Here is a 22,607-nt window from a genome sequence, read left to right on the forward strand (position 1 = left end):
AGCGTCGGCGAGGGTGTTCATGCCGCGCTCGAGCCCGCGGCGCGCCTCCTCGTCGAAAGCGATCATCTTCGCCATGGGGGTGTTGTCCTCCGATTGGGATGACACGAAAGTCTCGCGTCGAGCCCGGCGCCCGCGACGGACGACCGACAACCCTGCGCCGGTCTCACCCGCTCGACATCTGGCACTCTACCGTGCCGAGTGCCAGTCCGGTTCTAGCACTCGCACCTGTCGAGTGCAACGTCGCCCGAACGTGATCGGAAGAGCCGAAACGAGTCGGGGGGACCGGTTCGACCGATCCCCCCGCTGACGTCACCGAGCTTGCGGCGCGCCTCAGATACGACGTACTGCGTCGGCCTGGCTGCGCCCGTCCCGACCCGCCGTCGTCTCGAACTCCACGCGGTCGCCCTCGTCCAGCGTCCGGAAACCGTCTGCCTGGATCGCGCTGTAGTGGACGAAGACGTCCGGCCCACCGTCGGTGGCGATGAAGCCGAAGCCCTTCTCCGCGTTGAACCACTTGACCGTGCCCTGAGCCACGGCACCTCCATGTTCCTCGCCGATCTATGGCCTCGACGCTACCCAAAAACCGGGCCCTGCGCCCTCATGAGAATCGGTGGAGTGGTCGGGCAGGATGCGTCTGTGGCGAGCTTCCGGAGGACCGTAGAAGAGCACCGCGCGGCCGTTGCCGCGCTGCTGCCGCCGATGCCGGCGGAGGACGTCCTGATTGCGCAGGCCAGGGGCCGGGTGCTCGCGTCCGACGTCGTGGCCGCCGTGTCGCTGCCCTCCTTCGACAACTCCGCGATGGACGGGTACGCGGTGCGCGCCGCGGAACTGATCGGCAACGGTGACGGCGAACCGGTGGAACTGCCGGTGGGCGCCGACATCCCGGCGGGGCGGCTCGACGTCCCGCCGCTCGAGCCCGGCACGGCGCACCGGATCATGACGGGAGCGGCACTTCCTGCCGGTGCCGATGCCGTGGTGCCCGTGGAGGAGACCGACGCCGGTATCAGCACGGTGCGTCTGACGGCGATGCCGAAGCCGGGCGCGTACGTCCGGTATGCGGGCGAGGACGTGCGGGCGGGCGATGTCGTTCTTCGGGCCGGCACGGTGCTCGGCCCGGCGCAGATCGGGGTGGCGGCCGCTGTGGGCTGCGCCGCGGTGTCGGTGCGCCGGCGTCCCAAAGTGCTCGTGCTGTCCACCGGTTCCGAACTGGTCGCCCCGGGCACGGAACTGCAACAGGGACAGATATACGAATCGAACGGGCCGATGCTGGCCGCCGCCGTCGAGGACGCGGGTGGGCAGGCGGAGCTGTTGCGGTTCGTGCCCGACGACGTCGAACAATTCCTCGACCGACTCCGGCAACGGCTTGATGCCGGGCAGGTCGACCTGGTTCTGACCTCGGGCGGCGTGAGCGCCGGAGCCTATGAGGTGGTGCGCGACGCGTTCGCGGAGCGGGGCGTCGAGTTCGGCAGGGTGGCGATGCAGCCGGGTGGGCCGCAGGGTGCCGGCCGCGTCGCCGAGCTGGGTGGGGTCTGCGTGGTGACGTTGCCGGGCAACCCGGTCAGCACACAAGTGTCGTTCGAGGTGTTCGTCCGTCCCGCACTGCGTGCCTCGTTCGGGCATCCGCACCCCGAACGGCCGCTCGTGACGGCCACGCTGAGTGAGCACTGGCGGTCTCCGGCGGGCCGCCGGCAGTACCGCCGAGGCCTTCTCGATGCGGTCGAGGGCACCGTGCAGGAGGTCGGGACATCGGCCTCACACATGCTCGGCTCCTTGGCCAGGGCAGACTGTCTGGTGGTCGTACCGGAGGACGTGACGGAACTCGATGCGGGCGCCGCCGTGGAGCTGTGGTTGCTCGAGCCCTGATCCAGTGCTTAGAATGTGACGTAGGTCACGCACTAGAGAGGCAACAATTTCCGGCGCCACGACGTCTTACTGATTGGGTGTTCGGCCGATCGGTGCACATCACAGGCTTTAAGGGGCTGTGATCTGGACGATCGATTGGGTACTCGGGGATACTTGGAGAACGACCCGGGGAGACCGGGGTCGCTTCGCAAAGACCTACCGCCCGTCGCTGGGGAGCGGACGAGCGGTTCCACGGCCGGGGTCGTCGTCTCGGGGGATGACGGCCCCGGCCCTTTGCTTTCCGCCGAACCCCACTCCGGTGACGGCAGTGTGGCACACGGTGACGAACTGCCTTCGCGTACCGTAGCCGCCGCAGCGACCGTCGCGTGTCACCATCCGGAGGAGCCGACCAGCCCCCATGCCCGACCGAACCGGGGCCCTTCCCGGGGCCTCCCCCTCTGCGTCGTCCCCTGCAGGACTGTCGTTGCCGCACGTCGCCGGGCTGATCAGGGCCGCCGTGCCCCCCATGCATCCCGGAGGCCGCCCGCTGGTGGCGGGCGTGGCCGTCGCTGCAGCATTAGTGCGCGCCGTGACCGGCCGAGGCGCCGTCGCGGGCGCGATCGCCGCCGGCGCCACCGCCGCCTTCTTCCGTAATCCGCGCCGGGTCCGGCCGCCGCTCGACGGCGTGGCGCTCTCGGCCGCCGACGGCACCGTGGCCACCGTCTCCGACGTGCTGCCGCCGCCGGAGCTGGACCTGCCACGAATTGCGGCTCCCCGCGTCAGCGTCTTCCTGTCCGTGCTCGACGTGCACGTGCAGCGAATTCCGGCCGACGGACGCGTGCTCGCCGTCGAGTACCGGCCGGGCCGATTCCTGTCCGCCGATCTCGACAAGGCCAGCGAGGACAACGAGCGCAACGCGTTGCTGCTGGAGACCACCACCGGCGTCCGGCTCGGCGTGGTGCAGATCGCTGGGCTGCTCGCGCGCCGGATCGTGTGCGACGTCCGTCCCGGCACCGAGGTGGCAGCGGGCGAGACCTACGGCCTCATCCGGTTCGGCTCGCGCGTCGACGTCTACCTGCCCCCGGGCTCGCGGGTCACCGTCGCCGTCGGGCAGCGCACGATCGGCGGCGAGACCGTGCTGGCCGAGCTCCCAACCAGGGGGTCCTGATGCCCGCCCCTGCCTACAACGCCGGCATCCGGCTGCTGCCGAACGCCGTCACGGTCCTCGCCCTCTGCGCCGGGCTCTCGGCGGTGTACTTCGCGCTGAGCGGCCGGTTCGAGCTGTGCACGGCCGCGGTCGGCGCCGCCGCCCTCTGCGACGCGCTCGACGGCAGGCTGGCCCGGCTGCTCGACGCCAGCACCCGGATCGGTGCCGAGCTCGACTCGTTGGCCGACCTGGTGTCGTTCGGCGTCGCCCCGGCACTGGTGCTCTACATCTGGGCGCTGGAGGGCAGCCGGTTCGGCTGGATCGTCGCGCTGGTCTTCGCTGTCTGCATGGCCCTGCGGCTGGCCCGGTTCAACACCCTCATCGACGTCGAGGACGAGTACCCCTTCACCAAGGAGTTCTTCGTCGGCGTGCCGGCCCCGGCGGCGGCGCTGTCGGCGGGCCTTCCGCTCTATCTCACCCTGCACTTCGGGCCGGGGTGGTGGTCGGCTCCGCTGCTCGTGGGGCTGTGGGCGATGGCCGTGGCCGCGCTGATGGTGAGCAGGCTGCCGACACTGTCGTTCAAGACCGTGCGGGTGCCGCAGAAGTACATCGCTCCGCTGCTGGTGCTGGTCGGCATCGCCGCCGCGTTGCTGATCACGGCCCCGTTCCTCGGGCTGGCGATCGTCGCTGTGCTGTACCTCGGGTTGATCCCCTACAGCGGCTACCTGCACCGGTGGCTCACCCGGCATCCCGAGGCCTGGGGCGTGCCGGTGCGGGAGCGCCGCGCGGTCGCCCGGGCGGCGCGCTCCGCACGCAGGCTCGGGCTGCGCTCGCCGCTGCGCCGCCGGGTGGCGGGCCGCGCCAGCGCCATGGCCCGTGCCGTGCGCCGCTTCGGCGACGACCCTGCCGGGGCCATACAGCGCCGGACGCCGAACGGCCGGGCACCCGGCCCGGCCCAGGTGCCGCGCAACAGGCTGCGCCTGGGCCTCCGCAGAGTCCGCCGCCGCTGAAGCGCCGACACTCCGGAGCCATAGTGCTGTCCAGGAACCGTCCAGGACAGCACTATGGCTCCACGATTTCGTGGGGTGCGGGGGCGCTAGCGTTCAGCTCGTGAGCGCCCCCTCGATCACTCTCGTCGCCCGGCTCGCCGCGTCCGCCACGGACGCAAGGCGCGGCGTCGTCCGGCTGCACCCCGAGGTCATCGACGCGCTGGGTCTGCGCTCGTGGGAAGCCGTGACCCTCACCGGAGCCCGCGTGACGACGGCGCTCGTGGCCCCGATCGACGGGCCGGCCGGTCAGGCGACCCTGGACGACGTCACCCTCTCCAACGCCGGGCTGTCCGACGGTGCGCCGGTCGTGGTGGCTCCGGCGGCGGTCGAGTCCGCCCGCCGGGTGCTGCTCACGGGCTCCCGCCTCGCCCGGGCTGCCCTGACGCCCGAGGTCGTGCGGCTCGCCCTGCTGGGCAAGGTCGTCACCGGCGGCGACGCCGTCTCGCTGCTGCCCCAGGACGTCGAGCCCCTGCCCGGCCTCGACGTCGGCACGGCCCGCCGCCGCGTCGCGGGGGCCCTGGGCAGCGCGTGGACAACGGAGCTGCTCACCGTGGCCACGGTGGAACCGGCGGGAGCGGTGGCCGTGCAGCCGAGCACGGTTGTCGGTTGGGAAGGCGGCCCGGCGACCGGCGTTCCGGTCCAGGGGACGGGTGGCCCCGCCGCTCGGGGCGCGGAGAGGGCGGCATCGCGGCCGTCGGGAGCCGCGGCCACCGCAGGCGCACGGCGCACGCCGGAGCCCGTTGCGGTGACCCAGCAGGAGGCCGCTGAGCCCGCGGTCGCCGTCGAGGACCTGGTCGGCAACACCGATGCGGCCCGCCGGCTCGTCGAGTGGCTGGAGCTGACCCTCGATCGGCCCGACCTGCTCACGCGCCTCGGTGGCTCCGCCCGGCTCGGGGTGCTCCTCACCGGCCCCGAGGGCGTCGGCAAGCTGACGCTGGCACGCAGCACGGCCGCCGCGGTCGGTGCGTCCTGCGTGGAGCTCGCGGCGCCGGGTGTGGCCGCGCTCGAGGCGGGCGCCGCATCGCAGCGGGTGCACGACGTGATCGGCTCGGCGCGGGCCGCGGCGCTGGCGGGCTCCCGGACCGTGCTGGTGGTCACCGACGTCGACGCCCTGCTCCCCGCTGCCTCCCCGCCCCCGCTCGCCACGATCGTCCTCGGCGCGCTGCGGGAGGCGGTGGACACGCGTGGGCTCGCACTGGTCGCCACGACGGCGTCGCCGGAGTCGGTCGATCCGCGGCTGCGGGCCCCCGATCTCGTCGACCGGGAACTCGGGCTGGCACTCCCCGACCTGCGCACCCGCACAGAGCTCCTGCGCCGGCTGCTGTCCGCCGTGCCGCTGGCCGACGGCGTGGACCTGAAGGCGGTCGCCGAGCGCACCCCCGGCTTCGTCGCCGCCGACCTCGTCGCGGCGCGCCGGGAGGCCGCCGTGCAGGCTGCGCTGCGCCACGCCGGTGACGGGGAGCCCCGCATCTGCCAGCAGGATCTGCTCGACGCCGTTGCCTCCGTGCGGCCGATCTCCATGTCGTCGTCGGACACCCTCCAGACCGGCGGGATCACGCTCGACCAGGTGGGCGACATGGTCGAGGTCAAGCAGGCGCTCACCGAGGCGGTGCTCTGGCCGCTGCAGTACCCCGACTCGTTCGCCCGCCTCGGCGTCGCCGCTCCCCGTGGAGTGCTCGTCTACGGGCCGCCCGGCGGTGGGAAGACGTTCCTGCTGCGCGCGCTGGCCGGCACCGGGCAGCTCAACGTGCTCGCTGTGAAGGGTGCGGAGCTGCTCGACAAGTACGTCGGCGAGTCGGAGCGGGCGGTGCGGGAGCTGTTCCGCAAGGCGGCGGACGCGGCGCCCGCACTCGTGTTCCTCGACGAGGTCGACGCGCTGGCGCCGCGGCGCGGCCAGTCGTCCGACTCAGGGGTGGCCGACCGGGTGGTCGCCGCGCTGCTCACCGAGCTGGACGGGGCGGAACCGTTGCGCGACGTGATCGTCGTCGGCGCCACGAACCGGCCGGAGCTGATCGACCCTGCGCTGCTGCGGCCGGGCCGGCTGGAGCGGCTGGTGTACGTCCCGCCGCCGGACGCCGCCGCGCGCGCCGAGATCCTGCGCGCGTCCGGGAGGAACATCCCGCTGGCCGATGACGTCGACCTCGACGCCCTCGGTGCGGAGCTCGACGGCTACTCGGCGGCCGACTGCGCCGCCGTGCTGCGCGAGGCCGCGCTCGCGGCGATGCGGGAGTCGCTCGACGCGGCCGTGGTGACGGGTGCGCACATCGCCGCGGCCCGGGCCGCCGTTCCGCCGTCGCTCGACCCCGAGCAGGTGGCGGCCCTGGAGGCCTACGCCGAGCGCCGCCAGTCCTGACGGAAGTGCGTCAGCGGCCCTGGTAGTCGTTGGTGGCGATGACGATCAGCCCGGGGCTCGCCTCGTCCAGGCCCGAGAACCGCGGCTCGACGCGGAGTGAGAACTGGTCGGCGAGGGCCTGTGCCGCCTGCTGCTCGCTCGTGCCCGGCCGGTAGTAGACGGTGCTGGTCGGGATGATCCCCGACGGGTAGTTGCCGACCTCTTCGACCTGCCAGCCGGCGTTGCGGAAGTCGGCGGCGGCGCGTGCGGCGAGCCCGGTGATGGTGCTGTTGTTGTAGACCCGCACCGGTGCGCGGACGGCGCCGGTTCTGCTCGTGCCGCCCGAGCCTGCGCCGGCCTGGGAGGACGACGCATCACCGCCGGGTGCGCTCGTGGGAGTGGGGGTGAAGGACGGCACCGGGACGGTGGCCACGCTGGTGGGGGCCGGGGCTGCCGGCGGCGGGGCGGCCGGAGCGGAGGCCGCTGGAGTGGCGGTGGCCTGTGGCACGGCCGGCGCGCTCGGCTCCGGGGTGATGCTGACCTGTGTGGACAGGGGAGGTGGGGCAGCCTGCTGGTCGCTACCGGAGCCGCCCCCGCCGGTGGCGTAGGTGGCGAGTCCGACGACGCCAGCGATGATCCCGATCCCAATCAGCGCGAGACCGCCGATTCGCAGCGGAGACGGGCCCCCTGACGAAGCGGGTGAGGTCACGTATGCCTCCGGTGGGGGGTTAGTTCCAATCAGGCCGGGGCGATCATGGTGCCTCTACCACGGCTCCATGCCCAGCCGACGCGCCGCGCGGGTGCGCTGGCGGCTGGTGCGCAGCCGACGGAGCCTCCGCACCAGCAGGGGGTCGGCCGCGAGTGCCTCCGGCTTGTCGATCAGCGCGTTGAGCACCTGGTAGTAGCGGGTGGCCGACATGTCGAACAGCTCGCGGATAGCCTGTTCCTTCGCACCGGCGTACTTCCACCACTGGCCCTCGAAGGCGAGGATCTCGCGCTCCCTGCGGTCCAGCTCCCGATGGGCGCTTCCGGTCGAGGACTCCCCGCTGGGTCCGATGGCGGACTCCATCACGCTCCTTGCTGGCCGGCCTCGCGAACTGCGAATCACATGCCTGTCATTCGCGGCGGCCATTCAACCACGATGGACCGACGAGAACCGGGGAGGCACGCACCACCCGGTGGAGTGGACCGACGATCAGTGATGGGCCGCCGACTAATGTCGGCGAACGTGGCCGTACGACCCATCCGCATCATCGGTGACCCCGTCCTGCACACGCCGACCCGTCGCGTCGAGGTCTTCGACGACGGGTTGAAGGCGCTCGTCGAGGACATGTTCGAGACGATGGCGGCGGCCGAGGGCGTCGGCCTCGCGGCCAACCAGATCGGGGTCGACCTGCGGCTGTTCGTCTACGACTGCCCTGACGAGGAGCGGCGCGAGAGGGTGCGCGGGGTCGTCGTCAACCCGGTGCTGGAGACGTCGGAGCGGCCCGAGACGATGCCCGACCCGGAGGACGACGAGGAGGGTTGCCTCTCCGTGCCCGGCGAGCACTTCCCGACGGGCCGCGCGGAGTGGGCGCGCGTCACCGGCGTGGACCTGGACGGGTCGCCGGTCGAGGTGGAGGGCCGTGGCTTCCTGGCCCGCTGCCTGCAGCACGAGACCGACCACCTCGACGGCGTGATCTACCTGGACCGGCTCGTGGGCCGCAACCAGCGTGCCGCCCGCAAGATGCTCAAGCAGACGGGGTGGGGCGTGCCCGGCCTGGAGTGGGATCCCGCCACCCAGCAGGCCGAGGACGTGTAGGAACACGAGAAGGCGGACTTACGTTCCTTCTTCTGCAAAACTGTAAGCAGAAGGAGGTCGCCGTGGACGAGCTGGACTCCTACTCCCGCACGGTCAGCGCGGTGGCGGCCGAGCTCACCGGGCGCGTCGCGGCCATCCGCACCGGTCGGGGCAGCGGCTCGGCGGTGCTCGTCGACGCCGACGGCGTGCTGGTGACCAACGCTCACGTGGTCGGTGACGCGCAGCGGGGCCGGGCCGACTTCGTCGACGGGACCCAGACCGACGTGACGGTCGTGGGTACCGACCCGCTCTCCGACCTCGCGGTGCTCCGCGCCGTGAAGCCGGGTGACCTGCCGCCGCCGGTGCAGCTCGGCGACGCCGACCAGCTCGTCGTCGGTCAGCTCGTGGTGGCCGTCGGCAACCCGCTCGGCCTGGCCGGTTCCGTCACGGCCGGGGTCGTGAGCGCGCTCGGGCGGGCTCTGCCCACCCGCAGCGGGAGCGCGGGGCGGGTGGTGGAGGACGTCATCCAGACCGACGCAGCGCTCAACCCCGGCAACTCCGGTGGCGCGCTCGCCGACAGCCACGCGCGCGTCGTCGGGATCAACACGGCGGTCGCGGGCGTCGGTCTCGGGCTGGCCGTGCCGGTCAACGCGACCACCCGGCAGATCGTCGCCACCCTTCTCGCGGACGGACGCGTGCGGCGCGCCTACCTCGGTGTCGTCGGCGCGCCTGCCCCCGTGCCGGCCTCGGTCGCCGAGCGGTACAGCCGCCGCAGCGGTCTACGGCTCGTCGAGGTGATCGGCGGCAGCCCGGCAGCACACGCCGGGCTGCGGGCCGGTGACCTGGTGCTCGACGTCGGTCGTCGCCCGGTCCAGGACGCGCAGGGCATCCAGCGCCAGCTCTTCGGCGACGCGATCGGGGTGCCGCTCCCGGTCACCGTGCTGCGCAACGGAGCCATGGTCGACGTCGTCGCGGTCCCCACCGAGCTGCGCTGAGAGATCAGGCCACGTAGCCGTGCTCCCACGCCCACGCGGCGATCTCCACGCGGTTGCGGGCCGTCAGCTTGCTCTGCACGTTCGTCAGGTGCGTCTTCACCGTGGAGAGGGAGACGAACAGCTCCGCCGCGATCTCGGCGTTCGTGCGGCCGCGGGCGACGGCCCGTACGACGTCGAGCTCGCGGGGAGACAGCGGATCGCGCAACGCCGATCCGGCCGCCGGCCGGGCAGCCAGGTGCTTGAGCAGCCGCACGGTGACCGACGGGGACACGAGCGCGTCGCCCGCCGCTGCGGCCCGCACCGCCTCCACGAGCAGCCGCGGCCCGGCGTCCTTGAGCAGGAACCCACAGGCGCCTGCACGCAGGGCGCCGTACACGTACTCATCGAGGTCGAACGTCGTGACGACGACGATCCGCGGCGGCGTGGGGTCGCTCATCAGCGCGCGGGTGGCCTCGAGCCCGTCCAGCTCCGGCATGCGGATGTCCATCAGCACCACGTCCGGCCGCAGCGCGCGGGTGCGCGCGACGGCGTCCACGCCGGTGCCGGCCTCGCCGACCACCTCGACGCCGTCCTCGGCGGACAGGATCAGCCGGAAGCCGGTGCGCACCATCTCCTGGTCGTCGGCGAGCACGACTCGGATCACCGGGCGCCCCGCAGCGGCAGCCGGGCCGAGACCGTCCAGACGCCGGGGGCGGTCGGTCCCGCGGTCAGCGTCCCGTCGAGCGCTCCGACCCGCTCGGCCATGCCGGCCAGCCCGAAGCCGCTGGAGCCGGCGCGGGGCACCACCCCGGCAGCGGGCACACCGTCGTTGCGCACCGACACCAGCAGAGCCTCCTCACGCATCCGGACGTCCACCTCCACAGCAGTCGCGTCCGGAGCGTGTCTGCGGACGTTGGTCAAAGCCTCCTGCACCACCCGGTACCCGGTGGCGGCGACCCCGGCCGGAAGCACGGCTTGCTCCAGCCCTGGCGCGGTGGTGAGCCGGACGAGCCGGGACTCCGGGTCGAACCGGTCGACGAGGGTGCGGACCTCGCGCAGCTCGGCGCCCGGTGTGCGCGTGGCCTCGGCGTCCTGACCGCGTAGCACCCCGACCATCCGGCGCATCGCGGCCAGCGCGTCCGTGCCTGCCACCTCGATCGCGGCGAGCGCCCGGTCGACATCGTCGGGCGAGCGGCGGGCCACGACCGAGGCGGCCTGCGCCGCGACGACGATGCCCGTGACGTGGTGGGCCACCACGTCGTGCAGCTCCCGGGCGAGCTCCATCCGCTCCGCCGACCGGACGTCCGCGAGTGCGGCCCGCCGCCGCGTCTCGACCTCGCGCAGCACCAGCCCGATGGCGACGGCCCCGCCCCATCCGAGCGCGCAGGGCAGGCTGAGCGCACGAGCATCGGTGCCGTCGAAGCGGGTGAGCGGCGACGCGACGATCGCCACCGCGGCGGCCGCGGTGAGCAGGAGAGCCCGGCGTAGCTCGCACTGGCGCAGCACGGCGACGACGAGGACGGCGAGCGCGAGCAGCTCGGTGAAGGAGAAGTAGAACTGGGGGCCGATCCCGAATCCCAGCAGGGCCACCGCCGGGGTCATGGCAAGGGCCGAGATCGCGAGCGAGGCACCCACGGCGAGCACCGCGACGGTGACCAGATCCGAACCAGGACGCCGACGCAGCAGGACGATCCCGGGTATGAGCAGGCTCGCGATGATGGTCACGACGTTGCCGGTGTTGTAGGCGAGGACCGAATCGGGCAGGAGCCACAGCGCGTAGGCGGCGACCTCGGCGATGAGCCCGATGTTCCGCCGACACCAGCGGAGCAGGCGGATCATGAGGCGAGCCTATTGCGCGCGGGCGCCCGTCCCCTCGGCCAGAAGTACGAGGCCGCTCCGTCCGGTTCCGTCCTCCGGACGAGGTGCGCAGCACCCGTCCGCAGAGATCGTGACGACCATGACGGACCTGATCGGAGCGGTGCTCGGCACCGCGGCGTGGACGGCAGGCCTCCTCGTCCTCGCGTTGATGGCGGCGCTGCCGCTGCTGGAGAGCCTCGGAACCCCGGGGGGACGGCGGTGACCCATCCGTCGATGCCCGCCACGGGCCGCCCCGCCCCGGTCGCGGCCCGCCACCTGCGGCCCGCAGCTCGTGCGATCGGTCTCGTGAAGGTGCACGGCCGCGGCGACGCCGCCGTCCGCGCGCTGGACGGCGTGGACCTGACCGTGCCCGCCGCGCGCTTCACCGCGATCATGGGGCCGTCCGGCTCTGGCAAGTCCACGCTGATGCACCTGCTCGCCGGGCTGGACACCGCCACGTCCGGGCACGTCCTGCTCGGGGACACCGACCTCGGTACCTGCAGCGACGCCCAGCTGACGGCCCTGCGCCGGGACCGGATCGGGTTCGTGTTCCAGGCCTTCAACCTGCTGCCTCAGCTGACCGCAGAACAGAACATCGACCTGCCCGCGCGGCTCGCGGGCCGTCGTCCCGACCGGGCGTGGCGCGACCACCTCGTCGGCCTGCTCGGTATCGCCGACCGCCTCACGCACCGCCCCACCCAGCTCTCCGGCGGGCAGCAGCAACGGGTGGCGGTGGCGAGGGCCCTGCTGGGCCGGCCCGAGGTCGTCTTCGCCGACGAGCCGACCGGCAACCTGGACACCGCCAGTGGCCACGAGCTGCTGCACCTGCTGCGCACCTCTGTACGCGAACTCGGCCAGACGGTCGTCATGGTGACGCACGACCCCGTGGCGGCCTCGTTCGCCGACGAGGTGGTCCTGCTGCGCGACGGCACCGTCGCCGGCTGGCTCCCCGACCCGCGCCCGGAGTCCGTCCTGTCCGCACTGTCCGCGCTCTCCGGCCCCCGGGCGGGTGTGTGATGGCCGCCGTCGCGGCGACGCTGCTCACCGAGACCCGTCGCAGGCCGGGGCGGCTGCTGCTCACCGGGCTCGCGATCACGGTCGCCACCGTCTTCGCCGCCGGCACGTTCCTGCTCGGCGAGACGCTGCGCGGGTATCTCACGACGACCGTGGTGAAGACACCCGAAGCCACCGCGGCCGTCGTGCTGCCAGAGCGCATGCCCGAGGACGCCCGTGGCGCGGACCTCGTGGCCCGGGTGGCCGCGGTGGACGGGGTCACGGACGCCGTCGGCCTCTGGACGACCTACCCGACGGTGAGCGGCGCCGGGTCGGCCACGACCTGGCACCTCGCGTCGGATCCGATGGGCGGTCCCCTCACCCGGCTGCCCGGGCCGATCCTGCAGGGCAGGCTTCCCGCTGGTCCGGACGAGGTCGCGGTGGGCGAGACCACGGCCGCACGCACCGGCCTCGCGCCGGGGCGCACGGTCACGGTGGACGCGGGCGACGCGGCGCTGCGAACCGTGACGGTGACCGGCGTGGTGCCGCTGTCGGACAGCGCGATCAACACCCTCGTCGCCACTCCCGACATGGTGGCGGGGCTCGGCGGCTCGCTCGACCAGGTGGACGTCGCTGCAGCTCCGGGGGCGGACGCCGCGGCGTTGTCCGGCCGCGTCGCGGCAGCCCTCGGCGTGCCCGCCGCGGTGCGGACCGGCGCGGAGCAGCGCGCGGCCGAGGTCGAGGACACGTCGGCTTCGGTGACGGCCGTGCTCGCGGGAGTCGGGGTGTTCGCGGGCCTGGCCGTCGTCGCGGGAGCCGTGGTCGTGGCGTCGACCTTCCGGATCGTGCTCACCCAGCGGCGCACGCAGATGGCCCTGCTGCGGTGCGTGGGAGCCAGGCGCGGCCAGGTGGTGCGAGCGGTGCTCGTCGAGGCGGTCGTCACGGGCCTGGTGGCCGGTGTGCTGGGTCTGGGTGTCGCGCTCCTCGCGGGCTACGGGCTGCTCGCGGCGATGCGGGCGTTCGGCGCGGAAGGTGCTCCGGGCCTGGTGGTGTGGTGGCCGGGGCTCGCCGGTGTGCTCCTGGTGGCCGTACTGGCGACGGTGCTGGCAGGCGTGGCACCCGCGCTGGCGGCGGCCCGGATCCCGCCCGTGGCCGCGCTGGGCGTGGCCGACGCCGCGGACGCCGGTGTCCCTCGTGCCGGACGCCGGATCGTCGTCGCCGCGGTACTTGCGGCAGCGGCCGGCGCGCTCGCGGGCGTCGCACTCGCCATGCCGGGCGACGGTTCGCTCGCCCTGGTCGTCATGGCGTTCTCCGGGATGATCGCGTTCGCCGCTCTCGTCGTCGTGGGTCCCGTGCTGGTTCGGGGCCTGGTGGCCGTGGCGGGCCGGCCGCTCGCCGCGCTCGGCGGTGCCGCGGCCCGGCTCGCGGTGGCCAACGCCGCTCAGGTGCCGCGGCGCACCGCCGCGACGATCTCGGTGCTGGCGCTCAGCGTCGGCCTGACGTCGGCGCTGCTGGTCGGCATCCAGACCACGCGGTCCGGGGCCGAGCGGAACCTCGCCGCACAGTTCCCGGCCGATGTCGTGGTCAGCGCCGCGGACGCCGGGAGCGCCGCGTCGCTGGCCGCCCGGCTGACCGCCGATCCCCGGCTCGCCGTCCGTGCCGACGGGCCCACGGTGTTCGTGAACCCGGCGCCCGGCGTGTCCGAGGACGTGGCCCGCACGGCCGTCGAGCAGGGCGTGGGCGGTGCGCAGGGGCTGATGGTGCAGTACGCGGGAGACGCGCGGGCCGAGCTGGACTCCGTGCTCGGGACGGCGCAGCTGATCGGCTTCGGGCTCGTCGGGATGACCGCGCTCGTCGCCGTGGTGGGAGTGGGCGTCACGCTGATGCTGTCGGTGACCGAGCGGACGCGGGAGACGGGGTTGCTGCGTGCGGTCGGGCTGTCGCGGCGCGGCGTCCGGTCGATGGTGGCCTGGGAGGCAGCGCTGAGCGGGGCGGGAGCTGCCGTGATCGGAGCGGTGATCGGCTCGGTCTACGGGGCACTCGGCGCGGAGGTTCTCAACCTCGCCGAGGGGCCGCCCGCGTTGCCGTTCCCGTCGCTGGCGGTGCTCATCGTGGGGGTCGTGGTGGTGGCGGCGCTGGCGGCGACCGTGCCGGCCGTCCGTGCGGGCCGGGTGCCCCCGATCCGCGCCCTGCAGGAGGCGTGAGCGCTAGAGGAGGTCGATCTCGACGGGGAACGGCTCGGTGGCCGAATACGTGCCGGTCACCGAGCCGGCGTCGGCGTATCCGAACTCGCCCGCGAGGTGACAGGCGAGGAGGGAGACCGGTTCGGCGGTGTCGATGATCCAGTAGTGCGGGATCCCCGCGTCCGCGTACTCGCCGCGTTTGTGGACATGGTCGGTGCGCCGTGAGCCAGGGGACAGCACCTCCATCACGACCAGCACCTCGGACGCCCGGATGATCCCGCCCTCGGCCCGCACGCGTTTGCGTACCTCCCGGGGCACGACGATCAGATCGGGCCTGCGGACGGTGCCGGGGGCCTCGGTGGGCGCGAGCTCGAGATCGACGTCCATGTCCAAGATGACTTGGAGTCCTGGCGGTAGCTGGCTGCGGAGTTGCACCGCCATCTCCAGCTCCGCGTGGTTGTGGTCCGGCGCGGAGGTCGGGGTCATCAGCAGCCGGCCTTCCACCAGCTCGCTGTAGCCCGGCTCGATCTCTCCGATCTCGAGGTCCTCGGCCACGGTCAGCAGGTGGGTCGGGGCCACCGGCCGGATCGTCACGGGACGGAGTCTGGCACGCCGGTCAACGTCGCCGCGCCAGCAGGAACTGCTGGGTCTCGGTGCTTCCCGCCCCCGGAACCTGCACCTCGTCGCACTGCAGCACGTCGAAGCCGGCAGCCGCGACGACTGCCGACAGTTCGGGAGTGGGGTAGGCGCTGACCGCCATGGGCACGCCGAGAAACTCGATCTCGACGGCGTCGAAGTCTCCTGCGACCATCCCGAGAGCCAGCAGGCCGCCCTCACGTATGCGGGCGGCCAGGCCCGTGAGCACCCTGGAGATGTCGGCGCGCGACAGCATCAGCAGCGCGAAGAACGAGGTGACGGCGTCGAACGTGCCGAGGCCGGGGTCGAGGTCGCGCAGGTCGCGCTGCTCGAACCGGGCTACCGGCACCCGCTCCCTGGCGAGGCGCAGCATCCGCTCCGACTCGTCGACGCCGAGAACCGCGAGCCCGGCAGCGGCCAGTTGCCGGGCGGTGGGGAAACCGGCGCCGCACCCGTGGTCGAGCACCCGGGCCTGAGGCGGCAGGCGGGAGATGAGGTCGCGCCCAAGCCCGAGCTGCGCCTCCCGGTCGCTGAAGGCCTGTTCGTAGGCCTCGCCGATCCGATCGAAGACGGCACCCATGGTCGTCGAGGATCCCTCGGCGCTGCCCCCGGCGCCAATGCCCGTGACGCCGGGGGCGCCGCGGTTCAGTCCGTGATCGGGTCGAGCACGAAGACGGGGATCTGCCGGTCGGTCTTCTTCTGGTAGTCCGCGTAGGGCGGGTAGGCGGCCACGGAGCGCTCCCACCACTCGGCCTTCTCGTCGCCGAAGACCTCACGTGCCGTGTAGTCCTTGGTGACTGTGCCGTCCTGCAGGTCGACGTGCGGGTCGCCCTTGACGTTGTAGTACCAGACGGGGTTCTTCGGGGCCCCGCCGAGCGACGCGACGATCGCGTACTGCCCGTTGTTCTCCACGCGCATCAGCGGCACCTTGCGCAGCTTGCCGGTCTTCGCGCCGCGGACGGTCACGAGAACGACGGCCCGATCCTGGATCGTCTGTCCGTCGGTCGTGCCGTTCTCGATGATCTTGTTGGTCATGTCCCGGACCCAGTCGACCGGGCTGATCTCGAACTCACCCTTCAGAGGCATGTCAGCTCCAAACCGCGTCGGCCCCCCGGCCATTCCGTGATCTCTGGCGCACCAGAGGCTCTTCAGGTTACGGTCGGGACAACGCGGGAGCTCGCAGCAAGCGGGCTGAGAGGGTGGCTGGCGCCGCCGACCGAAGGAACCTGTCCGGGTAATGCCGGCGTAGGGAGGCGACATGGGGGAGCCGACGGTGGGCGTCACGCCGCCGAGGGTGCTCACGATCGCGGGCACCGACTCGGGCGGTGGTGCCGGCATCCCGGCCGACCTGCGCGCGTTCGCGGCGTGCGGGGTGCACGGATGCGTGGCGGTCACAGCGGTCACGGTGCAGAACTCCGTGGGCGTCACGGGTGTGCACGCCATTCCGCCGGAGGTGGTGGCGGCCCAGATCGAGTCGGTGGCCACCGACATCGGGCTGGACGCCGCGAAGACCGGCATGCTCGCCAGCCGTCCGATCATCGAGGCGATTGTCGGGGCCTGCGACCGGGTCGGGATCGGTGGCAGCGGCCCCATCCCGTTCGTGATCGACCCCGTCGCGGCGTCGATGCACGGCGACCAACTGCTGGCCGACGAGGCTCTCGACGCCTACCGCACGCTGTTGTTCCCCCGCGCCACCGTCATCACCCCGAACCTCGACGAGGTGCGGCTCCTGATCGACATCGACGTGCACGACCGCACCGCCCAGTACGAGGCGGCGAAGGTGCTCCACGGCCTCGGGCCGCGATATGTGCTGGTCAAGGGCGGGCACCTGAGCGAGGACGCCGACGGCTGCGTCGATCTCCTCTACGACGGCCACACCTTCACCGAACTGCCCGGCCCCCGCTTCGACACCGGCAACACCCACGGCGGGGGCGACAGCATGGCTGCCGCCATCACGTCCGGGCTCGCTCGCGGGCTGGCGGTACCGGAGGCCGTCGTGCTCGCCAAGCGCTACATCGTGGAGGCCGTCCGCAACTCCTACCCGCTCGGCGCGGGCCACGGCCCGGTGTCGCCGCTCTGGGCCATCCGTCACTGGTGGGAGGAGCCCACCCCCTGATCTCCCGGCCGCTCGGCCGGTGAGCACAACTGGAGATGACACGCGGGAGCTCGTGGGGAAACGGGCTGAGAGGGCGACTGATCGACGTCGCCGACCGCAGAACCTGTCCGGGTAATGCCGGCGTAGGAAGGACGATGCCATGACGGCACTCGAGGACCGCACCGTCGCACCGAAGGTCACCACCGGTCCCATCCGGGGCTCGCACAAGGTGTACCTGGACGGTCCCGACGACCTGCGGATCCCCGTCCGCCGGATCGAGCTCAGCACCGGCGAATACCACGATGTCTACGACACGTCAGGGCCCTATACGGACGAGAACGCGGAGATCGACGTCCGCGCGGGGCTCCCGGCTCTGCGCGCGCCGTGGATCGCCGCGCGGGAGCCCGTCGACGGCGCGGCCACGCAGCTGGCGTGGGCACGGGCCGGAGTGATCACCCCGGAGATGCGGTTCATCGCCGTCCGCGAGGGTGTGACCGCCGAGCTGGTGCGCTCCGAGGTGGCGCGCGGCCGGGCCGTGATCCCGGCGAACCGGCGACACCCCGAGTCCGAGCCGATGATCATCGGGAAGTCGTTTCTCGTGAAGATCAACGCGAACCTCGGCAACTCGGCCGTGTCCTCCTCGATAGAGGAGGAGGTCGAGAAGATGGTGTGGGCCACGCGGTGGGGCGCCGACACCGTCATGGACCTGTCCACGGGCGCGAACATCCACGAGACGCGCGAGTGGATCCTGCGGAACTCGCCGGTGCCGATCGGCACGGTGCCGATCTACCAGGCCTTGGAGAAGGTGAAAGGCGACCCGGCCGCGCTGTCCTGGGAGGTCTACCGCGACACGGTGATCGAGCAGTGCGAACAGGGCGTCGACTACATGACGGTGCATGCGGGCGTGCTGCTGCGCTACGTACCGCTCACCGCGAAGCGCGTCACGGGCATCGTCTCCCGGGGCGGGTCGATCATGGCCGCGTGGTGCCTCGCGCACCATCGCGAGTCGTTCCTCTACACGCACTTCGAAGAGCTCTGCGACATCCTGCGCGCCTACGACGTCACGTTCTCCCTGGGTGACGGGCTGCGGCCCGGTTCGATCGCCGACGCCAACGACGAGGCCCAGCTCGCCGAGCTGCGCACCCTCGGTGAGCTCACGACGATCGCCCGCGCCCGCGACGTGCAGGTGATGATCGAGGGCCCCGGCCACGTCCCGCTGCACAAGATCGCGGAGAACGTGCAGTTGGAGGAGCTGTGGTGCAGCGAGGCGCCGTTCTACACCCTCGGCCCGCTCGCCACCGACATCGCACCGGGCTACGACCACATCACGAGCGCGATCGGCGCCGCCACGATCGCTGCACGCGGCACCGCGATGCTCTGCTACGTCACGCCGAAGGAACACCTCGGGCTCCCGGACCGTGACGACGTCAAGACCGGCGTGATCACGTACAAGATCGCGGCGCACGCCGCGGACCTCGCGAAGGGCCACCCGCACGCGCAGGCCCGGGACGACGCCCTGTCGGCGGCGCGGTTCGAGTTCCGCTGGCTCGACCAGTTCCACCTGTCGCTCGACCCAGACACGGCGCTCGCCTTCCACGACGAGACGTTGCCCGCCGAGCCGGCCAAGACCGCGCACTTCTGCTCCATGTGTGGGCCGAAGTTCTGCTCGATGCGCATCACGCAGGACGTCCGGGCGTACGCCGAGGAGCACGGGCTGACGAGCGTGGAGGCGATCGAGGCGGGGATGTCGGAGAAGGCGGACGAGTTCACCGACGCAGGGGGCCGCGTCTACCTGCCGCTGTCGGAGGCCTGAGAACCTCCCCTTATTGCCGGGAGCCACGTTCACGCCGCGCACCGCGACGCGAACGTGGCTTCTGTGTAAAGCCCTGGTCACCGGCAGTGCGAGCGCCAAAAGCACGTGCCGGAGAACTTGTCACGCGGTCAGACGAAGAAGTGTTCCGGGAGCTAGGCTCGCAGGCGATGAGCATCATGGGCACGCGTGTGGTCCGCACCGAGGATCCGGTGTTCCTTTCCCGGGGCGCCACATATACGGATGACCTGACCGACGAACGGCTGAACGGTGCGCTGCACCTCACGTTCGTGCGGTCCCCACTTGCGCACGGTCGGATCACCGCCGTCGATGTCGAGGCCGCCCGTGAGGCGCCCGGTGTCGTCGGGGTGTTCACCGGCGCCGACATCGACCTCGCTCCGGCGCTGCTGTTCGCCGGCGCGAACCCCGGCATGGTCCGGCCGTGGCTCGCCACCGACAAGGTGCGGTTCGTCGGCGAGCCGGTGGCCGCCGTGCTCACCGAGCACTCCTACCAGGGGCAGGATGCCGCCGACCTGGTGGAGGTCGACTACGACCCGCTTCCCGCGGTGGTCGACCCCCGCGAGGCGCTGAAGGACGAGGTCCTGCTCTTCGAGGAGGTGGGCACCAACCTCGCCGGCGGATTCGGGCACGACCAGGAGTTCGACGAGCACTTCTTCGACGGCTGCGAGGTCGTCGTCACGCGCGACATCGTCAACCAGCGGCTCGCCGCCGCGCCCTTGGAGACGCGCGCCGCCGCGGCCGTCTGGGGCGACGACGGGCGCGTCACGCTCTGGGCGTCCACGCAGAACCCGCAGTCCGCCCGCGACGAGATCGCCGGCTGGCTGGGTGTCGACGCCGCGCTGATCCACCTGATCGCCCCGGACGTGGGTGGTGGCTTCGGAGCGAAGATCGGGGCCGACCCCGAGTTCGCGCTGGTGGCGTGGTTCGCGCGGCGGCTGCAGCGGCCCGTGCGCTGGAACGAGACCCGCTCGGAGAACCTCACCGGGATGCTGCAGGGCCGCGCGCAGCTGCAGACCATCACGATCGGTGGCAACCGCGACGGCGACGTGCTCGCCTACCGCCTCGACGTGCTGGCCGACGCAGGTGGCTACCCCCGCCTCGGCGTCTTCCTTCCCTTCTTCACCCGCCAGATGGCGCCGGGCGTCTACGACATCCCCAAGGTCGAGTCCCGGGCGCGCACGGTCGTGACCACCACGACGTCGACGGGTGCCTACCGGGGCGCCGGTCGTCCCGAGGCCACGGCCGCGATCGAGCGGGCCATGGACCTGTTCGCCGCCGAGATCGGCATGGACCCCGCCGAGGTCCGCAAGCGCAACGTCGTGGCGCCGGACAAGTTCCCGTTCGAGACCAAGGGCGGGGCGATCTACGACAGCGGCGAGTACGCGAAGGCGATCGACCGCGTCCTGGATGGGGCGAACTATGCCGAGCTGCGAGCCGAGCAAGCGCGGCGCCGCGAGCGTGGCGACGTCGTCCAGCTCGGCATCGGGATCTCCGCCTACGTCGAGATCACCGGTGGTGGCGCGTTCGCCGAGGACGCCTCCGTCGAGGTGCACCCGGACGGCACGGTCACGGTCCTGACGGGCACCTCGCCCCACGGCCAGGGCCACGCCACCGCGTGGGCGATGCTCACGAGCGACCGCCTGGGCATCCCGATCGAGAAGATCACGGTGAAGCACGGCGACACCGACCTCATCCCGCGTGGCGCGGGCACCATGGGTTCCCGGAGCCTGCAGACCGGCGGCGTCGCCGTCCACCAGGCGGCAGGCGAGCTCGTGGAGCTGGCGAAGCAGCGGGCCGCCGACGTGCTCGAGGCGAACGTCGACGACCTGGAGGTCGTCGACGGCGCTGTGTCGGTCCGGGGCACGGACACCAGCGTCTCGCTCGCGCAGCTCGCGGAGCGCGAGCAGCTGAAGGTGGACAGCGTGTTCGACAGCGGGGCGCCCACGTTCCCGTTCGGCGCGCACGTCGCCGTCGTGGAGGTGGACGTCGAGTCCGGCAAGGCCGTGGTGGACCGGGTCGTCACACTCGACGACGCCGGGCCGGTCGTGAACCCCCTGCTCGCCGAGGGCCAGCGCCATGGCGGCATCGCCCAGGGCATCTCCCAGGCGCTGCTGGAGGAGGTCGTCTACGACGACGACGGCAACCCGCTCACGGCCACCTTCGCCGACTACGCGTTCCCGTCCGCGGCGGAGCTGCCCAGCTTCACGCTGCTGGCCATGGAGACGCCGACCACCCTCAACCCGCTCGGGGTGAAGGGCATCGGTGAGGCCGGCACCATCGGCGCCACTCCCGCGGTGCAGAGCGCGGTGGTCGACGCCGTGTCACACCTGGGCGTCCGCCACATCGACATGCCGACCAGCCCGCTACGGGTCTGGGAGGCGATCAATGCCGCGCGCAGCGAAGGCGGCACGCGCAACGACCGCTCCGGGGGAGCGCAGTGACCACATCGACGAACCAGACCGTCAAGGTCGGAATCACCGTCAACGGCTCGGAGACCACGGCCGACGTCGAGCCGCGCCTGCTGCTCGCGCACTACCTGCGTGACGTGGTCGGGCTCAAAGCCACCAACATCGGGTGCGACACCACCTCCTGCGGCGCGTGCACCGTGCTCGTGGACGGCGAGTCGGTCAAGTCGTGCACCGTGCTCGCGGTGCAGGCCGACGGGCAGTCGGTCACCACGATGGAGGGGCTCTCGGCGAACTCCACCGAGCTGCACCCGGTGCCCGCGGCGTTCCGCGCCGAGCACGGCCTGCAGTGCGGCTTCTGCACGCCCGGCATGGTGATGGCGACGGTGAGCCTGCTGGAGGAGAACCCGAAGCCCACCGAGCGTGAGGTGCGCGAGGGCCTCGAGGGCAACCTCTGCCGGTGCACGGGCTACCACAACATCGTGCGCGCGGTGCTCGCCGCGAGCGGGCAGAACCCCGACGCCGCACAGACCACCTCCGTCGCGGCGGACGCCGATCAGTCCCCGGCCGGCGGCGTCGAGTCCGCACCGGGCTTCTCCACCGGGAGCGGTGCATGATCCCCGTCGCCTTCAACTACGCCCGCCCCGACTCCCTCGACGGCGCGCTGGCGCTGCTCGCGGAGCACGGCGAGGACGCCACGGTGCTGGCCGGTGGCCACTCGCTGCTGCCCGTGATGAAGCTCCGGCTCGCCGCCCCCGAGGTCGTCATCGACATCGGGCGGCTGCCCGAGCTGCGCTACATCGAGGTGCGGGGCGACGAGGTCGCGATCGGTGCCGGCACCCGGCACCGCGCGGTGGAGTCCTCCGAGGTGCTGGCGGCCGAGGTGCCGCTGCTGGCGGCGGTGGCCCGCACCGTCGGTGACCCGCAGGTGCGCCACCGCGGCACGCTCGGCGGTTCGCTGGCCCACGCCGACCCGGCGTCCGACCTGCCGGCGGCGGTGCTCACGCTCGGCGGCACCATCGTGTTGCGCGGCCCCCAGGGTGAGCGTGAGGTGCCGGCCACCGACTTCTACACCGGGGTGTTCTCCACGGTGAAGGAGCCGGGCGAGCTGATCGTCGAGATCCGGGTGCCCCGCACGGGCAGCGCCGGGTGGGGCTACGAGAAGTTCGTCCGGCGTGCCAACGACTGGGCGATCGTCGGGGTCGCCACGGTGGACGGGCGCGTCGGCCTGGTCAACATGGGCGCCACCCCGCTGCGGGCCACGGCCACGGAGGCCGCTCTGGCGGACGGGGCGTCGATCGAGGACGCCGCCGCACTCGCCGCCGAAGGCACAGAGCCGTCGAGCGACCTGGCTGCCACCGCGGAGTACCGCCGTCACCTGGCCAGGGTCCTCACCCGCCGAGCGCTCACCACCGCTGCTGCCCGCTGATCCGTCCAGGGGACGATCCGCCGTTTCGCGCATGGGATGTGCGAAACGGGGGAA

General features: G+C 72.5%; 22 protein-coding genes. 14 read left to right on the forward strand and 8 right to left on the reverse strand.

All coding sequences use genetic code 11. The features are described from left to right. Positions 1-330: 330 nt before the first annotated feature. Entirely contained in the window at positions 331-534 is a 204-nt protein-coding gene (locus tag MMF94_RS27800) for a cold-shock protein (protein WP_241040170.1), read from the reverse strand. A gap of 66 nt (positions 535-600) precedes the next feature. On the opposite strand from MMF94_RS27800, the gene moeA reads away from it, so the two are divergent. The 4 genes from moeA (at position 601) to MMF94_RS27820 (ending at position 6,391) form a co-directional block, all read left to right on the forward strand. Then, positions 601-1,863, forward strand: coding sequence for a molybdopterin molybdotransferase MoeA (moeA, locus tag MMF94_RS27805; protein ID WP_379660305.1), 1,263 nt, complete (start codon positions 601-603; stop codon positions 1,861-1,863). Between the two features lie 397 nt (positions 1,864-2,260). After that, positions 2,261-3,010: a phosphatidylserine decarboxylase gene (locus MMF94_RS27810; protein WP_277398840.1), complete on the forward strand. Its 750-nt coding sequence runs from the start codon at positions 2,261-2,263 to the stop codon at positions 3,008-3,010. Beyond that, positions 3,010-3,999 carry a CDP-alcohol phosphatidyltransferase family protein gene (locus MMF94_RS27815; RefSeq protein WP_241040171.1) on the forward strand — a complete coding sequence of 330 codons (990 nt, stop codon included), beginning with the start codon at positions 3,010-3,012 and terminating at the stop codon, positions 3,997-3,999. The genes MMF94_RS27810 and MMF94_RS27815 overlap by 1 nt, the downstream gene beginning before the upstream one ends. A gap of 100 nt (positions 4,000-4,099) precedes the next feature. Further along, a complete protein-coding gene (locus MMF94_RS27820) occupies positions 4,100-6,391 on the forward strand; it encodes an AAA family ATPase (protein WP_241040172.1) in 2,292 nt (763 codons plus the stop codon). A 10-nt stretch (positions 6,392-6,401) separates the two neighbouring features. Here MMF94_RS27820 and MMF94_RS27825 read toward each other — a convergent pair whose 3' ends face one another. Continuing rightward, positions 6,402-7,079 carry a LytR C-terminal domain-containing protein gene (locus tag MMF94_RS27825; RefSeq protein ID WP_241040173.1) on the reverse strand — a complete coding sequence of 226 codons (678 nt, stop codon included), beginning with the start codon at positions 7,077-7,079 and terminating at the stop codon, positions 6,402-6,404. Between the two features lie 54 nt (positions 7,080-7,133). Continuing rightward, complete coding sequence (locus MMF94_RS27830; RefSeq protein ID WP_241040174.1) at positions 7,134-7,439, reverse strand: DUF3263 domain-containing protein; 306 nt, start codon at positions 7,437-7,439, stop codon at positions 7,134-7,136. Positions 7,440-7,598: 159 nt separating this feature from the next. Here MMF94_RS27830 and MMF94_RS27835 point away from each other — a divergent pair, with 159 nt between their 5' ends. Both MMF94_RS27835 and MMF94_RS27840 read left to right on the forward strand, forming a co-directional pair. Then, the gene (locus MMF94_RS27835; protein ID WP_241040175.1) at positions 7,599-8,171 is read left to right on the forward strand and encodes a peptide deformylase; all 573 of its coding nucleotides are present in this window, start codon (positions 7,599-7,601) and stop codon (positions 8,169-8,171) included. Positions 8,172-8,233: 62 nt separating this feature from the next. After that, a complete protein-coding gene (locus tag MMF94_RS27840; protein ID WP_241040176.1) occupies positions 8,234-9,145 on the forward strand; it encodes a S1C family serine protease in 912 nt (303 codons plus the stop codon). A gap of 4 nt (positions 9,146-9,149) precedes the next feature. Here MMF94_RS27840 and MMF94_RS27845 read toward each other — a convergent pair whose 3' ends face one another. Both MMF94_RS27845 and MMF94_RS27850 read right to left on the reverse strand, forming a co-directional pair. Next, the gene (locus MMF94_RS27845) at positions 9,150-9,788 is read right to left on the reverse strand and encodes a response regulator (protein WP_241040177.1); all 639 of its coding nucleotides are present in this window, start codon (positions 9,786-9,788) and stop codon (positions 9,150-9,152) included. Beyond that, the gene (locus tag MMF94_RS27850; protein ID WP_241040178.1) at positions 9,785-10,963 is read right to left on the reverse strand and encodes a sensor histidine kinase; all 1,179 of its coding nucleotides are present in this window, start codon (positions 10,961-10,963) and stop codon (positions 9,785-9,787) included. The genes MMF94_RS27845 and MMF94_RS27850 overlap by 4 nt, the downstream gene beginning before the upstream one ends. Before the next feature lie 118 nt (positions 10,964-11,081). Here MMF94_RS27850 and MMF94_RS43435 point away from each other — a divergent pair, with 118 nt between their 5' ends. From MMF94_RS43435 to MMF94_RS27860, 3 genes are read left to right on the forward strand one after another with little or no spacing between them, the layout of a single operon-like run. Continuing rightward, complete coding sequence (locus tag MMF94_RS43435) at positions 11,082-11,204, forward strand: hypothetical protein (protein ID WP_277398841.1); 123 nt, start codon at positions 11,082-11,084, stop codon at positions 11,202-11,204. 11 nt (positions 11,205-11,215) lie between these two features. After that, positions 11,216-11,998: an ABC transporter ATP-binding protein gene (locus MMF94_RS27855; protein WP_241040210.1), complete on the forward strand. Its 783-nt coding sequence runs from the start codon at positions 11,216-11,218 to the stop codon at positions 11,996-11,998. Beyond that, complete coding sequence (locus MMF94_RS27860; protein WP_241040179.1) at positions 11,998-14,178, forward strand: FtsX-like permease family protein; 2,181 nt, start codon at positions 11,998-12,000, stop codon at positions 14,176-14,178. Before MMF94_RS27855 ends, MMF94_RS27860 begins: the two co-directional genes overlap by 1 nt. A gap of 3 nt (positions 14,179-14,181) precedes the next feature. Here MMF94_RS27860 and MMF94_RS27865 read toward each other — a convergent pair whose 3' ends face one another. From MMF94_RS27865 to MMF94_RS27875, 3 genes are all read right to left on the reverse strand, one after another. Next, a complete protein-coding gene (locus MMF94_RS27865) occupies positions 14,182-14,751 on the reverse strand; it encodes a Uma2 family endonuclease (protein ID WP_241040180.1) in 570 nt (189 codons plus the stop codon). Positions 14,752-14,773: 22 nt separating this feature from the next. Further along, positions 14,774-15,373 carry a class I SAM-dependent DNA methyltransferase gene (locus MMF94_RS27870; RefSeq protein ID WP_241040181.1) on the reverse strand — a complete coding sequence of 200 codons (600 nt, stop codon included), beginning with the start codon at positions 15,371-15,373 and terminating at the stop codon, positions 14,774-14,776. 65 nt (positions 15,374-15,438) lie between these two features. Then, on the reverse strand, positions 15,439-15,879 hold the full coding sequence (locus MMF94_RS27875) for a nitroreductase family deazaflavin-dependent oxidoreductase (RefSeq protein WP_241040182.1): 441 nt from the start codon (positions 15,877-15,879) through the stop codon (positions 15,439-15,441). Between the two features lie 172 nt (positions 15,880-16,051). Here MMF94_RS27875 and thiD point away from each other — a divergent pair, with 172 nt between their 5' ends. The 5 genes from thiD (at position 16,052) to MMF94_RS27900 (ending at position 22,553) form a co-directional block, all read left to right on the forward strand. Then, on the forward strand, positions 16,052-16,909 hold the full coding sequence (gene thiD, locus MMF94_RS27880) for a bifunctional hydroxymethylpyrimidine kinase/phosphomethylpyrimidine kinase (RefSeq protein ID WP_241040183.1): 858 nt from the start codon (positions 16,052-16,054) through the stop codon (positions 16,907-16,909). Positions 16,910-17,048: 139 nt separating this feature from the next. Then, positions 17,049-18,701 (forward strand): phosphomethylpyrimidine synthase ThiC, encoded by a 1,653-nt coding sequence (thiC, locus tag MMF94_RS27885; RefSeq protein ID WP_241040184.1) that lies wholly within the window; start codon positions 17,049-17,051, stop codon positions 18,699-18,701. Positions 18,702-18,868: 167 nt separating this feature from the next. Then, complete coding sequence (locus MMF94_RS27890; protein ID WP_241040185.1) at positions 18,869-21,160, forward strand: xanthine dehydrogenase family protein molybdopterin-binding subunit; 2,292 nt, start codon at positions 18,869-18,871, stop codon at positions 21,158-21,160. Then, positions 21,157-21,741 carry a (2Fe-2S)-binding protein gene (locus tag MMF94_RS27895; protein WP_241040186.1) on the forward strand — a complete coding sequence of 195 codons (585 nt, stop codon included), beginning with the start codon at positions 21,157-21,159 and terminating at the stop codon, positions 21,739-21,741. The genes MMF94_RS27890 and MMF94_RS27895 overlap by 4 nt, the downstream gene beginning before the upstream one ends. Beyond that, on the forward strand, positions 21,738-22,553 hold the full coding sequence (locus MMF94_RS27900; RefSeq protein WP_241040187.1) for an FAD binding domain-containing protein: 816 nt from the start codon (positions 21,738-21,740) through the stop codon (positions 22,551-22,553). Before MMF94_RS27895 ends, MMF94_RS27900 begins: the two co-directional genes overlap by 4 nt. Positions 22,554-22,607 lie beyond the last annotated feature (54 nt).

Source organism: Pseudonocardia alaniniphila (assembly GCF_022524485.1).
In the GTDB taxonomy this organism is placed as follows: domain Bacteria; phylum Actinomycetota; class Actinomycetes; order Mycobacteriales; family Pseudonocardiaceae; genus Pseudonocardia; species Pseudonocardia alaniniphila.